The 15,171-nt window shown below is 47.5% G+C and carries 12 protein-coding genes; 4 read left to right on the top strand and 8 right to left on the bottom strand.

Annotated features, from left to right (window positions below; genetic code table 11):
• Positions 1–440 precede the first annotated feature (440 nt).
• Together HMPREF0240_RS08390 and HMPREF0240_RS08385 are read right to left on the bottom strand one after the other, a co-directional pair.
• Positions 441–1,022, bottom strand: a complete 582-nt coding sequence (locus HMPREF0240_RS08390) for a flavin reductase family protein (protein WP_009003011.1) — start codon at positions 1,020–1,022, stop codon at positions 441–443.
• A 36-nt stretch (positions 1,023–1,058) separates the two neighbouring features.
• Positions 1,059–2,711: a putative manganese-dependent inorganic diphosphatase gene (locus HMPREF0240_RS08385; RefSeq protein ID WP_009003010.1), complete on the bottom strand. Its 1,653-nt coding sequence runs from the start codon at positions 2,709–2,711 to the stop codon at positions 1,059–1,061.
• 1,115 nt (positions 2,712–3,826) lie between these two features.
• On the opposite strand from HMPREF0240_RS08385, the gene HMPREF0240_RS08380 reads away from it, so the two are divergent.
• Entirely contained in the window at positions 3,827–4,522 is a 696-nt protein-coding gene (locus tag HMPREF0240_RS08380) for a S1 RNA-binding domain-containing protein (protein WP_009003009.1), read from the top strand.
• Positions 4,523–4,588: 66 nt separating this feature from the next.
• Here HMPREF0240_RS08380 and HMPREF0240_RS08375 read toward each other — a convergent pair whose 3' ends face one another.
• The 5 genes from HMPREF0240_RS08375 to HMPREF0240_RS08355 form a co-directional block, all read right to left on the bottom strand.
• Complete coding sequence (locus tag HMPREF0240_RS08375) at positions 4,589–5,416, bottom strand: Mrp/NBP35 family ATP-binding protein (protein ID WP_009003008.1); 828 nt, start codon at positions 5,414–5,416, stop codon at positions 4,589–4,591.
• Between the two features lie 114 nt (positions 5,417–5,530).
• Entirely contained in the window at positions 5,531–6,916 is a 1,386-nt protein-coding gene (locus HMPREF0240_RS08370) for an MATE family efflux transporter (protein WP_009003007.1), read from the bottom strand.
• 135 nt (positions 6,917–7,051) lie between these two features.
• On the bottom strand, positions 7,052–8,203 hold the full coding sequence (locus tag HMPREF0240_RS08365; protein WP_009003006.1) for an ABC transporter permease: 1,152 nt from the start codon (positions 8,201–8,203) through the stop codon (positions 7,052–7,054).
• Complete coding sequence (locus HMPREF0240_RS08360) at positions 8,190–9,320, bottom strand: ABC transporter permease (RefSeq protein ID WP_009003005.1); 1,131 nt, start codon at positions 9,318–9,320, stop codon at positions 8,190–8,192. Before HMPREF0240_RS08360 ends, HMPREF0240_RS08365 begins: the two co-directional genes overlap by 14 nt.
• Positions 9,321–9,331: 11 nt before the next feature.
• Positions 9,332–10,261, bottom strand: coding sequence for an ABC transporter ATP-binding protein (locus HMPREF0240_RS08355; protein WP_035312660.1), 930 nt, complete (start codon positions 10,259–10,261; stop codon positions 9,332–9,334).
• A 270-nt stretch (positions 10,262–10,531) separates the two neighbouring features.
• Between HMPREF0240_RS08355 and HMPREF0240_RS08350 the strand changes: the two genes are divergently transcribed.
• From HMPREF0240_RS08350 to glgX, 3 genes are read left to right on the top strand one after another with little or no spacing between them, the layout of a single operon-like run.
• Complete coding sequence (locus HMPREF0240_RS08350; protein WP_009003003.1) at positions 10,532–11,599, top strand: histidine kinase; 1,068 nt, start codon at positions 10,532–10,534, stop codon at positions 11,597–11,599.
• A 3-nt stretch (positions 11,600–11,602) separates the two neighbouring features.
• Positions 11,603–12,223, top strand: a complete 621-nt coding sequence (locus tag HMPREF0240_RS08345; protein WP_009003002.1) for a response regulator transcription factor — start codon at positions 11,603–11,605, stop codon at positions 12,221–12,223.
• Positions 12,224–12,243: 20 nt separating this feature from the next.
• A complete protein-coding gene (glgX, locus tag HMPREF0240_RS08340) occupies positions 12,244–14,358 on the top strand; it encodes a glycogen debranching protein GlgX (RefSeq protein WP_009003001.1) in 2,115 nt (704 codons plus the stop codon).
• Positions 14,359–14,441: 83 nt separating this feature from the next.
• Here glgX and HMPREF0240_RS08335 read toward each other — a convergent pair whose 3' ends face one another.
• On the bottom strand, positions 14,442–14,954 hold the full coding sequence (locus HMPREF0240_RS08335; RefSeq protein ID WP_009003000.1) for an adenylate kinase: 513 nt from the start codon (positions 14,952–14,954) through the stop codon (positions 14,442–14,444).
• Between the last annotated feature and the right edge of the window lie 217 nt (positions 14,955–15,171).

Genomic DNA, 15,171 nt, shown 5'->3' with positions numbered 1-15,171 from the left:
TATATGTTCAGATGTCCTGCTGAAGGACCTCCACTTGATGTTGAATATCTGATAGGGCAAAATCTGCTTCCCATACGCAAACACCGAAAATACCCCCGTAAAATCAGGGCGCAGAGAGCTGCAAGTTTTACATACAGATAATACAACATAATTTAAATATACACTTATTTTGCAAAGGAGACAATCTATACTTATAGAAAAAGACAGAGATATTCCACAATTAAATATCTCTGCCCTAAATTAGCTACTCATATTTTCTTAACTAAATGACATTGGCTAGAAAGCATCAGGCTTTCTAGCTGCATGTAGTACGTGCCCTCATGGACAGTTCCTTTTGTGCTAGTACTTCTCCGTAAGTGGGTTACATACAAAAAGCCTCCTCTATCTCACGGCCGCATCCCTCTCCCCAGCTCAGGCAGGCGTCCCCCTCGCCGCAAATCTCACTTCCCCCGTTTCCTTTTTTTGCGTACGCTGTATCCGAAGGTTCCGAGTTTTTTTCCAAGCCCCAGATATTCCCCATGGGAATATGCGAGCAGTCCGGTTTTGTTGAGTTCGAATTTGTTTTGTTCGTTCATGTAGGCTTCGTCGACCTGCACTGTTTTTACTTCTGCCAGGAACATGTGGTGGCTGCCCAGTTCTTTGATCTCGGTTACCCGGCACTCTATGCTGACAGGGCACTCTTTTATGACCGGTGCGTACTTAAGAGCTTCGGCTGGCCCAGGAGTGAGGCCCGTTTCTTTCCATTTGTCTGTGTCGCGGCCGGACCGGACACCACAGTAATCCGTTGCTTTTGCCAGCTTTTCTGTAGTCAGGTTTATCACGAATTCACCGGTGTCTTTTATCATCTGGTAGGAAAACCGCTCCGGTCTCACGGATATATAGACCATGGGAGGATTCGTACAGATCGTTCCTGTCCATGCAACGGTCAGGATATTTTTATTGCCTGCTTTGTCCCCGGTACTTACCATAACTGCCGGAAGGGGGTACAGCATATTGCCTGGTTTCCATATTTGTCTGCTCATATGTGAATCTGCCTCTTTTCTTTTTCTTCTGCCCTGCTATTGCTGCAGTGCACCTACCAATGTTGGTACCAGCTGCTTCTTCCTTGACACAACGCCCTTCAGCAGGAGGTCGTCCGTGTCCTCGCGCATGTCGTAGGCGGAAATCACTTTTTCTCTTGCCTCCGGTCCGCAGCAGAGCAGTTCGGAGGATTCGGTCACGATATTGGTCAGCATGAAGAATACCATATCCAGGCCGTGCGATTTTCTTGCCTTGTCCAAATGCGGAAGTACCGCAGCTTTTATCTCTTTCAGTTCGTCTGCGCTCATGGAGTTCACCTGGCCCACACCGATCACAATCTCATTTACCGTAAACTGCTTGAAGTCCAGGAAAATAATCTCCTCCGGACTCTTGCCTTTGAGATTGCTGCCCGCATTGAACATCTCCAGCGCCAGCTCTTCTATGTTAATCTTTGCGGTCTCGGCCAACTTTCTGGCGGAGGCCTCATCCAGGGCTGTGCAGGTGGGTGAACGGAACATCAGTGTATCGGAAATGATCGCAGAACAGAGAAGTGCGGCTATCGTTGGTTCTACATCTACACCTTCTTCCTGATACATCTGGTAGATAATCGTCGCCGTACAGCCCACCGGCTGATTCCGAAAAAATACCGGTCCCATCGTCTCAATGCTGCTCAGTCTGTGATGGTCAATAATCTCCAGCACATCGGCCTCTTCAATCCCGTCCACAGCCTGATTCTTTTCATTGTGGTCTACAAGGATCACCTGCTTTTTCCTGCAGTTAAGGAGCCGCCTCCTAGAGATAAACCCGAGGAAATTCCCCTTATTATCGACGATTGGAAAATCACGGAACCGCTTGTGTGCCATAACATCCTTAACATCATCCACATAATCCCGCATTTTAAATGTAATCAGTCCGTCCTTGGTCATAAAATGTCTCACGGGTATACTCTGATTGATCTGTCTGGCAACGGTAAATGTATCGTGCGGAGTGCTGATAATCACAATCTCCTTTGCTCTTGCCTGCTCAATAATATCATCCGGAACTTCTGCCCCCTGGCACACGACCATACATCCTACATTCAGATCGATCGCACACTGCTGGGCCTCTCTTCTGTTTCCCAGTATTACAAGGTCATCGTTCTCTATAAAATCCGACATCAGATCCCTGCTGGAAGCCGCAATGCCTACTTTTCCTTTCAGCAGGTAACTGTGGTCGTTTCCAATAATGATTCTTCCGCCTATGGTTGTAGCAATATTGCGGTACTGCGTCCTGGCGGTTGAAAGAATTGTACTGTCATAAACATCCATATAGGATGTGGCAATATCACCGATCGTAATCAGACCCTCCAGCTTCCCGTCTCTTGTCACCGGCAGGGTCTTGATATTCAGTTCCTTCATCCTTGCCCACGCGGTCTTAATTGAGACGCTCCCGCTCAGTCCTTCTATCTTTCTCAGCTCCACGTCTTTTATCTGCACGCGGAGATCCGATAAAAGTGCCGGAACTTTCACATTAAAGCGCTCCAGCACATACTGTGTTTCTTCATTCAACTGTCCGGCCCTGCGCGGAGTATGATCCTCCCCCGTCACAATCGTCTTTAGCCTCGCATAAGCAATAGCAGAACAGATCGAATCCGTATCAGGATTCTTATGGCCGACTACATATACTTTTCTTTTATTTACTCCATTGTCCATTTTATATCCCCTTTATATTTTGGAATCACATAATAGTAGATTGCCATCTTTTTAAGAATTCGTCAACCCGAAATTTATTTTTCTGTGTATGGGGCGCCTGCCGTGGAACGGGACGAGGTGCAGACGTAAGCATATATCTGTCTGGAATACGGTCCGCTGCGCTAAGCAGCAGTAAGAGGAAACACACACAATCAGCCGGAATCATACGCATTCACCGCCTAAGCCGATGCTTAGGCGGCTCAGGCGTACTCAAAAGTTGATTTGGTAATCAACTTTTGTCCGGCTGATTGTGTGTGTTTCCTCTAACTGCTGCTAAGCTCGCTCTATGTATTCCAGACAGATATATGCTTACGTCTGCACCTCGTCCCGTTCCACGGCAGGCTTGGCTCATCCAGGCGAAAGAAAAAACCCGTTCCACGGAGGGGACTCAGACCGGGGCGGCGGATGTGTGTTGTATATGCGGAAAGTTTTAGATGGCTGGTGCTGATTCCTTGAAATTATAGTTAGGGAATTCTCAGCTTTTTTTTATTTTAAAGGAAATCGTAAGCTACGGGCCAATAATAAACTAATTCAAGTACATATCCCCAAGATGCATGTTACGCACAGCCATCCCCATCCGCCGCCCCGGTTCACGAATCCCACCGGATAACAGGTTTTCCTTCCCCTTGGATGCGCCCAGCCAGGCGGAGTGTAAGCGGCAGGCCTTCCTGCCTGTAAGGTCGGTTTAAAACGCCTTATAGCGGACGATTAGAAGTTCTTATAGAGCAGAAGGCGCCCAGAAGGGATGACGCTTGATTTACCAAATCAAGCGTCATTCCGATCTAAGGCCAGAAAGCATCATGCTTTCTGGCTGCATGTCGGATGTGCCCTTCTGGGCGCCTTCTGCTCTATTAGAACTTCTTCGTCAAGCGGTCAGGATTTTAAACCGACCTTACAGGCAGGAAGGCCTGCCGCTTACACTCCGCCTGGCGGCGTCCCCCTCTCCCCCCATCCTCTCCCGATACTAAAAGCTCGTGATCTAAATGCAGTAAACTGTTGTTTTTTGGGTAATAAATATGCTATACTTAAACCATATGGACTATATGAATTATTAAAAGATAAGTTGAGGTGCTACGATGAGTGAAGAAATGAAAACAGAAGAGTTACAGACAAACGAAGAACCTGTAGAGACAATGGCGGATTATGAAGGACATTTCGATGATGCCAATCCATGGAACAGAGTCATGGACTATATGGAAAAGAAAACAATCCTTCCTGTAAAAGTAGAAGGCGTTGTGAACGGCGGTGCTATCGCTATGGTAGAAGGTCTGCGCGGATTTATCCCTGCATCCAAACTTTCTCTTTCATATATTGAGGATCTGGAGACATATTTACTGAAAGATATTGAAGTCCGTGTGATCGATGTGGATCAGGCTAATAACCGCCTTGTATTATCCGCACGTGAGATTCTGAAGGAAAAAGAACAGCAGGCACGTGCTGAGCAGATTGCCAGCATTAAGACAGGCACTGTTATGGAGGGGACCGTTGAGACTCTTCAGAACTATGGTGCTTTTATCAAGCTTGATAATGGACTGTCAGGGCTGGTGCATATTTCCCAGATTTCCCAGAAGCGTATTAAGACTCCTGGCGAAGTGCTGAAGGTCGGTGACACTGTTAAAGTAAAAGTAATCGGCATCAAAGAAGGAAAGATCAGCCTGAGTATGAAGGCTCTGGAAGAGAATCAGGAAGAAGTGGAAGTAAAGGTGGAGATTCCGAAAAGTGAGAATATTGGAACCAGCCTTGGCGATCTCTTCAAGAATATTAAACTGTAATATTTATCAAAATAAAAAGGCATCTTCCGTATGAAGTATTCATAGCGGCCGATGCCTTTTCTTTTTCTAAAGCTCGATATCTTTAAGATACGGGTTCTCTGTCTCGTAGAATTTCTCCTGCTCAACAGCTTCTGCAATCTTCGTGTCGATCGGCATCTTGCCAAGAACCGGCAGGCCTAAGTCTGCTGCGATCTCATCGATGTGGCTCTCTCCGAACACGCTGATCTCTTTGCCGCAGTCCGGACATTTCAGATAGCTGTAGTTCTCCACAATACCCAGTACCGGGATATTCATCTGCTTTGCCATATTGTAGGCTTTTTTTACAATCATCTGAACCAGATCCTGCGGGGAGGTTACGATAACCACGCCGTCAACCGGCAGGGACTGGAATACGGTCAGCGGAACATCTCCTGTTCCAGGGGGCATGTCCACAAACAGATAATCCAGGTCACCCCACATAACATCTGTCCAGAACTGTGTGACTACGCCCGCAATCACTGGTCCTCTCCAGATAACCGGAGTGTCTTCATCATCCAGCAAAAGGTTCACTGACATAATTCTTGTCTCATCTTTTGCGATGCAGGGGAACATTCCGTCCTCACTGCCCTTTGCCATCTCATGTACGCCATACATCTTCGGTATGGACGGTCCCGTAATATCGGCATCCAGAATTCCTACTGTATATCCTTTTTCACGCATCATTCTGGCAAGGGAAGCGGTCACGAGGGATTTACCCACGCCACCCTTTCCGCTGATCACGCCGATCACTTTTTTCACCTGTGAATATGCATTTGCAGGGACTCTGAAATCCTCTTTTTTGCTCTCGCATGTCCCGGCATGTGCACATCCTGAACAGGACTCTTCGCTGCAGCCATTGCTGTACTCATCTGCCATAATACTCTACCTTCTCTTTCTTTCATGATACCAAAGCCGGACCTGTATCTTAGACGCCGGCTCACTGTTCCTATTATAACACACTCTGAAAAAAAGTACACCCGTGAGGCAGAACTATTCGATCTCCCTCGTCACATCCTTCAGCCACTTATAGCTTCGGTATCTGATCCATGTGATGGGCACCTTGATCAGCTCGTCACTCATCAGAATGATATAGACGACCGGCACGCCCCAGTGGAATACAAAGGCGGCCAGAAAGCCGAACAGTATGGAGCAGCCCCACATGGTGGAAACATCCATAATCAGCCCGAACCGTGTATCTCCACCGGACCGGAATGTTCCGACCACCATCGTTGTATTAAAGGACTGTGCAATTACAAAGTAAGACATGACAAAGAACATAAATTTCAGATAACTCTTTGCCGCAGGAGTCAGCGAGAGAACGGCTGCCGTAATCGGCGCCGATGCAAGAATGATTACGCCGCCCACCGCTCCCATCACAACACTCAGGAGAAGAAAACGATGTGCATAGGCTTTTGCGTGTTCAAACTTTTTCTCTCCGATCGTCTTGCCCAGGTAGATTGCCGTTGCGCTGGAAAGGCCGAATGCCACGACCGTAGCCAGCTGCCTTGCCACCTGGGCCACGGAATTAGCCGCCACCGCCGCACTGCCCATATGCCCCAGAATGGCTGTATTGGCCGCCGTACCAAGGCCCCACATCACCTCATTCATTACAACCGGCATCGCATATCGCAGAAAATCTTTTAACAGCAATTTCTCTGTCCGCAGAAGATACCGGAAGCGGAACTTAATATCCCTGTTAAACAGCCTTGCATACCCGAACACAAGCACCAGTTCCACAAACCGTGCAGCCAGTGTTCCCAGCGCTGCACCCTGTATTCCCATTGCCGGGCAGCCGAGCAGGCCGAATATAAAGATTGCATTCAATACCACATTGCAGAGCAGGGAGATCAGATATACGACCGTTGCGACCACCACCCGCTCTACGCTTCGCATGATATACAGATAAACCTGTGTAATCCCCATAAATACATAGGAAAATGCAACAATTCTCAGATATTTAACTCCCTCCGATATAACCGCGGGATCATTTGTAAATATCCGCATCAGAAGCTCCGGAATCAGCAGGGCCGCCACCGTAAAAATGGCAGTGACAATAATCGCCGCCTTCATTCCCAGCCCCAGGATCTTTTCAATTGTCTTCCTGTCGCCCTTTCCCCAGTACTGGGCAGTCAGCACTGTTGCCCCGGAGGTCAGCCCAAACAGAAAGAGCACCATAATATACTGCACCTGTCCTGCCAGTGATGCGCCTGAGAGCGCCTTCTCTCCCACCTTTCCCAACATAATCACATCGGCGGCAGTGACACCGACATTGATCAGGTTCTGCAGTGCCATGGGAATTACAAGAGCAAAAACACTCCTGTAAAACTTCCCCCAGTCTATATCCAGTCCGTCGTCTTTGCGTTTAAATAATGTCATATAGTACTATACCTCTCCTCAGTCTGTATCATTTTCTCTTCCAATCTCAGAAAAAATGTTCCCCGCATTACGCGAAGAACATCTTTTCTAAATTCTAACATATATTTTTCCAAAGGTACAGCATTGTTTTTAAGTTTATGCCGCAATTCTTTTCTTTTTTGACAATGCCATAGCAACGCATACAATCGCCGCTGCAAATACCAGCTGTATTCCAATCGACTGCAGTACCTCTGCTCTTACACTGCCTGTAATGTTTCCAAATTGGGAGAGTGTATCATTCACCTTTTCATACCAGTAGATCGGAAGGAACTGAGCCACGGTTTTTACTTCTTTGTTCAGAATATCCAGAGGTACGAAGACTCCGCTCAGGAAACACATCCCCAGTGATATTGTATTGACAATACCGTTTAATGCATTGGTGTTGCTTGTCAGCATTCCCACCAGATAAGCCAGTGCCAGTACCACAAACAGAAGCGCCAGTGAGTTGATAAGATAATAGGGGATGGAACTGCTTTTCAGGAGTTCTTTTCCATAGAGCAGAAAACCTCCTGCAATGCAGACTGCCCACAGAGCGCCGCCAAGAATCCCTGCCGCCAGAAGCGCCTCCAGATTCTGTCTGCGGCTTGATACCGCGCTTGCCTGCATCCTTTTGGGGATATCGCCCTTGCGGAAGGCAGACAGGATATTGCCCAGCACATAGCAGAGGACACACAACAGCAGATATGGAATGTATCTGTAATAGTAGGTATACCCCGGTATTTCACCGGCGTTTCCGTTAATATCCATCATCGTGATACTGGCATCCTGCCGGTCCAGTGCTGAATCAACCGCATCTGACGCGGAATATCCGGCGGCATAGTAGGTTTTTACGCTGTTCAGGTAACTGGTGATCTGCTGATCCACATAGAAGCTGGTATAAGACCCGGGTACTTTCGTCACTTCCAGCTTTTCCCCGTCCTCCAGACATTTTTCTTCAAATCCGCCCGGAATCTTGACGATGTATTCCAGATTCCTGTAAAACAGGCTCTCCTGCAGCTTTTCTTTGTCATTCTCCATTAAGGTTACATCATGAAACTGTCCCAGGTAATCCTTCACTCCTTCTGCCAAAACACCGCCGTCTTCATCCACGATGCCGATCTGTACGCTTTCGGCACTGTAACTGCCTCCGCCGGTGTCCTTCGTAACGGCCTGAATCATCATTGTAATTCCTAAAAAAATCACCAGATACATAAGGATCAGCCCAATATTTGCTTTTACAATTTTCATATATCCCTTAAATACTGTCATAGCGTTCCCTCCTGACTGCCAAGAATGATCCCAGCAGCAGCACCACTGACATCACGGTTAAGATAATCAGGCTGCGTCTGAACCTGACCGGATCGTCGTAGACGTTGATACAATAAAATGCATCTGATATCAGTGCCGCCGGATTAATCCGGTTTATAATAGGGCAGTATCTTTCTACGACAAATTTCATTTCTGAGTTCATCAGGCCCGCCAGGAAACTGCATACCATAGAAATTCCGAGCAGAATTCCAATCTTGACGCCTTCTCCGAACTTGCTGATGCTGCTGATAAAAATCCCCATGGAAACCCCGATCATACAGCCTATGAAGGATACGAGCAGCATCTGCGGCATCTCCCCTTTGAACTCCATCTGAAGCACATACCGCAGATACAAAAGCAGTATAATGATATTGACGAAATGGATTCCGAATGAAGTCAGCATCTCTGAAAGGATCAGCTTCAGTTTGTGGGTCGGTGTGACGCATCTTCTGGCCGCCAGAGCCGTCAGATTCGCCTGCAGGGTAAGTGCAGAGCCGAAGCCGATAAAACAGCCGTACAGGCATCCCATTGCAATCAGCGCATAAAAGAACTGCGAATTCCCGTCCGTCGTTTTGCCGCCCAGAGATACCTGTTCCACCATATCCTGATAGTCCGACATCTGGGCTGCCGCATTCTGCAGGCCTTCCGGGTGGTTTTCTGCAATCTTCATCATCGTCTGCTTTCCATCCAGATAACTTTCCAGCAGAGACTGCAGAATGCTTTCTCCCATACCTACGCCGCCCACCGTCAGAGTGGGGGTCTCCCCTACATAATAAATACCGGAAATCTTTTTGCTTTTCAGTTCACTGACCGCTTTTTTTTCATCCATGGACTCTACATGGATCAGATTGGAGTCATCCTCCTCCATTGTATCCAGGAATTCCAGAAATTCTTTATCCGCGTCCTGGCCCTGTTCTTCTACAATCGCAACCGGAACCGTCTCAAAATCGGCTTCTTCTATTTTTCCAAATGCAAAGTAAAAGAAGGTGGCCAGGAGAAGCGGAAATACCAGGGGCCAGAACAGCATATTGAAATTATGCAGTTTTACTTTGACATCATATTTCATTAAATGTAACATGTGATCTCCTCCTAGTCTCTCAGTTCTTTTCCCGTGATTTCGAGGAAAACATCGTTCAATGTGGGCAGTTCTGAGAACACCCTGCCGAATGATATTTCATTTTCCTGCAAATAGTTCAGAATACGTATCAGATTATGTTTTGCGCCTGTACACCGCACTGTCAGAACCTGTTCATCATATTTTACGTCAAATACATGAGGGAGAAGGCGGATATCTTTGATCTGATCTGTACCCAGTACGACCGCCTCAATCGTTACTGTTTCCCCTGTCTTAATCATGCTTTTCAGCTCTTCTTTTGTCCCCACTGCAATGCTTCTGCCATGATCCATAATGGCAATTTTCGTACAGATCTGCTCCACTTCCTCCATGTAGTGAGAGGTGTAAATGATGGTGGAGCCCTGCCTGTTCAGCTCCTGTATTCCCTCCAGAATCCGGTTTCTGCTCTGCGGGTCTACAGCCACCGTCGGTTCATCCATGATAATCAGACGGGGTTTGTGGGCAATCCCGCATGCAATGTTCAAGCGCCTGAGCAGACCACCTGAAAGCTTCTTGGGCCGCATCTTTATGTATTCCTCCAGCCCCACAAACTCGATGGCCTCGGCCACCAGTTTTTTTCTCTCCTGGCTGTTTTTCACATACAGTCCGCAGAAATAATCAATATTTTCATAAACGGTCAGCTCGTCAAAGACTGCCACATTCTGAAGTACAATTCCAATCTGCTGTTTAATACCGTAGTTATCCGGGCTCATCTCCTCGCCAAAGATGCTGATTATTCCCTTGTCGTATTTCAAAAGAGCCAGCATACAGCTGATTGCCGTTGTTTTCCCCGAGCCGTTCGGCCCAAGCAGTCCGTAGATCTCCCCCTCTTCAATCTCCAGATTCAGATGGTCCAGTGCCAAAAGTTTTCCATAACGTTTTACCAGATTTTCTATTTTTATCATTACAAAGCCTCCTCTGACTTCTTTTATTCTCAGCCGTTTGCCGGCCCTGTTTTTTATACTCTAAGTATACTTTCTTTCCTCTGTTTGAGGTAGTGTCATACGTCATGATCTTCATATGACAAATGTCATTTCATCCAGATCCTGCTTTAGCCAGATATAAGCGTGTCCTTTTGGTAAATGTCCGGTGAGGTGTTTCACGGCTCTTTTGTTTATGTTATAATGAGAGCTATAATAAACTGTAATGATCCGTCAGCACAGAAAGAGGTTTATATGAATTTTTTCAGAGACACAGGGCTATTGCTTTTATTTAGCTTTTTTACTATATTTCACGCTTCGCTTGATATTGTCTATGTGCTTGCCTTTTTAACGGCGCTTATTTTATGCTGCTCCGATTATTTCCTGGAGCTGGATAAACTTCTCCTTCCTGTTTTAATCCTGTATCTGTTCGTTTCCATACAACTTCCCGTTCTGCTTTGTTTTTATCCCGCATTTGCTTATGTGCTGCTGCGCCACAAAGACTTTATTCCGGCGGCGGCCGGCCTTTGTCTGTATTTCTGGACGTATGGCATTCGGGAAACAGATCCGTATCTTCTCTGCATCGGAATTTTTGGTTTTATACTGGCATTCCTGCTTCAAAGAAGCACGGGGATCTATGAACAGCTGGACACCCTGTTTAAGAGGACAAGAGATGACAGTACCGAACTGAATATCCTGCTTACTGAGAAGAACCACGCGCTGCTGGAAAAACAGGATTATGAAATCTATGCCGCAACATTGCGGGAGCGCAACCGGATTGCCCGTGAGATCCACGACAATGTGGGACATCTCCTCTCCCGTTCCATCCTCATGGTGGGGGCACTGCGGGCCGTCAATAAGGAAAGCGCCCTGTCAGAACCGCTGGAAACCCTGGATTCTACACTGAATTCTGCCATGGACACCATCCGAAACAGTGTGCATGACCTGCATGATGAGGCCATAAACTTAGAAGAGGCGGTAAACAGCCTTCTTACAGATTTTAATTTCTGCACAGTATCTTTCCACTATGATATGAGCAGGGAGATTTCGAGGGAAATTAAATATTCGTTTATCAGTATTACAAAAGAGGCGCTATCCAACATCATAAAACACAGCAACGCTACACATGTAAACATTATTATGCGTGAACACCCCGCCCTTTACCAGCTCTTAATCGAAGATAACGGGACTGCTTTTTCTAACACCAGCTCTGGAATCGGCCTTGTCAATATGAAAGAGCGGATCCAGTCTTTGAAAGGCAATATACAGATTCTGACAGACAAAGGTTTTAAAATATTTATTACAATACCAAAGGAGATTTAAGAGATGAATATTCTGATCATAGACGACGACTTTCTTGTGGCAGGCGCCTTGAAAACGATACTGGAGACACAGGAGGATTTTCATGTACCCGCGTGCGGAAGCGACGGCAGTGAGGCCGCCGCGCTTTTCAGGCAGTACAGACCCGATGTGCTCCTCATGGACATCCGCATGAAGGATATGAACGGACTGGATGCCTCTGCAGAGATACTCAAAGAGTTTCCCGATGCCAGAATTCTGCTGCTTACTACCTTTTCTGATGACGAATATATCATCAAGGCACTGAAGCTTGGAGCAAAGGGTTATCTTCTGAAACAGGACTATCAGAACATCGTTCCGGCAATCCGCGCAGTATATTCGGGCCAGACCGTATTCGGGGATGCCATCGTCTCTAAAATTCCTTCCCTTCTGCAGAAGCCGCCGGCCTTTAACTACGCATCCTATGAGATAAACGACAGAGAACTCGAAATCATCCGGCTCATTGCCGACGGGCTGAGCAACAAAGAGATTGCCTCCACACTGTTTCTGAGCGAAGGAACCGTAAGAAATTATCTGAGTTCGATCCTTGATAAGCTGGAACTGCGGGACCGGACACAGGTGGCCGTATTCTATTATCAGCATAAATAAAGAGAAAGGAGCTGACATTCATGCCAATACAGACTTCCGATATGACCCTGGTGCCCGGCAAACAGCTGGAACCTCTTGATTGCATCAACGGTTTTCTTGTCCGCCCGGGATTCTTTAACACCTTTGGTGCGACCATTATCCCCGGCGGAGTTAACTTTACTATCCAATCCCACAAAGCTTACTCCTGCGAGCTTCTGCTCTTCCACCGCAAGGCAGAATCTCCTTTTGCAGTGATCCCGTTTCCTGAACACTATAAAATCGGTTTTGTCTACTCTATGATTGTTTTTGGACTGGACATTGAAGAATTTGAATATGCATACAGCCTGGACGGGCCATACGATGAAAAGAAGGGGTTGCGCTTTGACAAGACAAAGATTTTGCTGGATCCTTATGCAAGAGCCGTCACAGGACAGAGCAAGTGGGGATGTAAGAACTGCTCGCAGCACGGCTACCGTGCACGCGTTGTGCGCAACAATTTTGACTGGGGCAGGGAACGGCAGCCCCAGATCCCCATGGAGGATATGATTATCTATGAGACCCATGTACGCGGCTTTACGAACGACGATTCCTCTCAGACCAGGCATCCCGGCACCTTCCGCGGTCTGGAAGAAAAGATTCCTTACCTGAAGCGGCTCGGCATCAATACCGTGGAACTGATGCCCATATTCGAATTCGATGAGATGCGGGACGCACGTCTTCTGGACAATAACCAGTTGCTGGACTACTGGGGATACAATCCGGTCAGTTTCTTTGCTCCAAATACCAGTTATGCCTCCTCCGTAGAATATAACCAGGAAGGCCGGGAGCTGAAGGAACTGATCAAATCCCTGCACGACAATGGGATTGACGTCATTCTGGATGTTGTATTCAACCACACTGCTGAGGGAAATGAATATGGTCCCAGTTTTTGCTTCAAAGGATTTGATAACCACATTTACTATATGCTTACTCCCGACGGTTATTATTATAACTTCAGCGGATGCGGCAATACACTGAACTGCAACCACCCGGTTGTCCAGCAGCTCATCCTGGACTGCCTGCGCTACTGGGTGACAGATTACCGGGTTGACGGATTCCGCTTTGACCTGGCATCCATCCTGGGCCGCAGCGATGACGGTTCCCCCATGAGCCAGCCCCCGCTGCTGCGAAGCCTTGCTTTTGACCCCATTCTGGGAAATGTAAAGCTGATCGCGGAAGCCTGGGATGCGGGCGGACTATATCAGGTTGGCTCCTTCCCATCCTGGAAGAGATGGGCGGAATGGAACGGCAAATACCGGGATGATCTGCGCAGATTTTTAAAGGGGGATGCAGGAATGACCAGGGCCGCCGCGATGAGAATCCTAGGCTCACCAGACCTGTATGATCCGGCTTCCAGAGGTCTGAACGCCTCCATCAATTTCCTGACCTGCCATGATGGTTTCACGCTCTGCGACCTGTACTCTTACAACCAGAAGCACAACGAGGCAAACGGCTGGGACAACACAGACGGCACCAATGACAACAACAGCTGGAACTGCGGCGTAGAAGGCGAAACAGACAACCCCGAGGTCAATGCACTCCGCTTCAGGATGATGTGCAATGCCTGTGCCGTCTTAATGTGCAGCCGGGGAACCCCCATGTTCCTTGCAGGCGATGAATTCGGAGACACCCGTTTCGGTAACAACAATCCCTACTGTCAGGACAATCCCATCTCCTGGCTGGACTGGAGCCTGCTGAAGAGCAACGAAGAACTTTTTGAGTTTTTCCGCTACATGATTGCATTCCGTAAAAGACATCCGGCAATTCGTAAATGCTTAAATCCCAGCCGCACCGGCTTTCCTTTCACCAGCCAACATGGCCTGACTCCCTGGACCCCGGACTACAGTGCCGAATCCAGAACACTCGGCATCATGTTCGCCGGATATGATAAGACTTCTGAAAAAGAGGATATCATATACCTTGCGATGAATCCTTACTGGCGCGCGCTGGAGCTGACACTCCCAGAACTGCCCCAGAATTATAGCTGGCACATCGCGGTGAACACGGGGGATCCGGCGCAGGTGACATTCGATGAAGAAACTGCACCGGCAGTGGATGGAACGGTTCTGCTGGGGGGACGATCCAGTATTTGTCTTGTGGGGCGGGTTCGGAATTGAGGGGACGCCTGTCTGTGATGGCGGAGGACATGACGGGGGCAACTTATGGGGTTGGAGAAATGAATGGTTATGCGGATTGAATGTTATAGAGTTATTTCTGGGTTGTACTCTTCATCTATTATTATAGGTGTGTGGCCGTATTTTAGGCACATACTTAAATTATGGCAGTTTTCCTGGATTAGGAATTCTTTTTGGCAGTATGAATCGTCCAGTCTTTTTTCTATGGCGCTGGCGTGTTTTTTTATGTCTTCGAAGTGATTTTGTATATAGATTTCGGACATGACCAGGCAATAGTATTGTATTTCTTTTAGATAGCTTTCTTCAAAGTCTTCTTTCCAGCTGAAGGGAATATAGGAACCTTCTACTATGAGGTTCTGGTGGTTTTCTATCGCGGTTTTTATTGTCTCTCTCTCAATCGGCCACAGGTACGTCATAAGTTCCTCGTCATCTTCCGGTGTCAGATCTGTGCTGCCGCTTCTAATCAGGCCCATCTTCAATAGATCAATAGAAAAATAAGGATACTTATACTCTTCCAGCAATTTCTGAGCCAACACGGTCTTCCCCGTATGGGAAGCTCCCATAATCAAAATAATCATATATATTTCCTCCTTTTTGATTCGATCTATTCACTCTCGCCACTACACCGTACCGCGAAAGCCCATCCCCTCTACAGCCGCACTCCCGCCTTGGGGTATCCCAGCTTTGCGAAACCGCGGAATGGCCGGCCTTCGGGCAGACGGATATAGGGGCGGCTGGGAAGCGTGTTTTGGCTGTTAGCTGGAGTAAAGTAAAAGAGAAGAAAAACCAGGGCAA

It is taken from the genome of Clostridium sp. D5 (assembly GCF_000190355.1).
GTDB lineage: Bacteria > Bacillota > Clostridia > Lachnospirales > Lachnospiraceae > Faecalicatena > Faecalicatena fissicatena_A.
The sequence above is the reverse complement of the archived record's forward strand: the minus strand, read 5'-3'. Positions and strand labels throughout refer to the sequence as shown.

What these genes read in the sequence shown, in the direction of transcription:
- HMPREF0240_RS08350 (WP_009003003.1), top strand. Translation starts at nt 10,532, where the DNA reads ATGAATTTTTTCAGAGACACAGGGCTATTGCTTTTATTTAGCTTTTTT.
- HMPREF0240_RS08385 (WP_009003010.1), bottom strand. Translation starts at nt 2,711, where the DNA reads ATGGACAATGGAGTAAATAAAAGAAAAGTATATGTAGTCGGCCATAAG.
- HMPREF0240_RS08360 (WP_009003005.1), bottom strand. Translation starts at nt 9,320, where the DNA reads ATGTTACATTTAATGAAATATGATGTCAAAGTAAAACTGCATAATTTC.
- HMPREF0240_RS08375 (WP_009003008.1), bottom strand. Translation starts at nt 5,416, where the DNA reads ATGGCAGATGAGTACAGCAATGGCTGCAGCGAAGAGTCCTGTTCAGGA.
- HMPREF0240_RS08365 (WP_009003006.1), bottom strand. Translation starts at nt 8,203, where the DNA reads ATGACAGTATTTAAGGGATATATGAAAATTGTAAAAGCAAATATTGGG.
- HMPREF0240_RS08390 (WP_009003011.1), bottom strand. Translation starts at nt 1,022, where the DNA reads ATGAGCAGACAAATATGGAAACCAGGCAATATGCTGTACCCCCTTCCG.
- HMPREF0240_RS08345 (WP_009003002.1), top strand. Translation starts at nt 11,603, where the DNA reads ATGAATATTCTGATCATAGACGACGACTTTCTTGTGGCAGGCGCCTTG.
- glgX (WP_009003001.1), top strand. Translation starts at nt 12,244, where the DNA reads ATGCCAATACAGACTTCCGATATGACCCTGGTGCCCGGCAAACAGCTG.
- HMPREF0240_RS08335 (WP_009003000.1), bottom strand. Translation starts at nt 14,954, where the DNA reads ATGATTATTTTGATTATGGGAGCTTCCCATACGGGGAAGACCGTGTTG.
- HMPREF0240_RS08370 (WP_009003007.1), bottom strand. Translation starts at nt 6,916, where the DNA reads ATGACATTATTTAAACGCAAAGACGACGGACTGGATATAGACTGGGGG.
- HMPREF0240_RS08355 (WP_035312660.1), bottom strand. Translation starts at nt 10,261, where the DNA reads ATGATAAAAATAGAAAATCTGGTAAAACGTTATGGAAAACTTTTGGCA.
- HMPREF0240_RS08380 (WP_009003009.1), top strand. Translation starts at nt 3,827, where the DNA reads ATGAGTGAAGAAATGAAAACAGAAGAGTTACAGACAAACGAAGAACCT.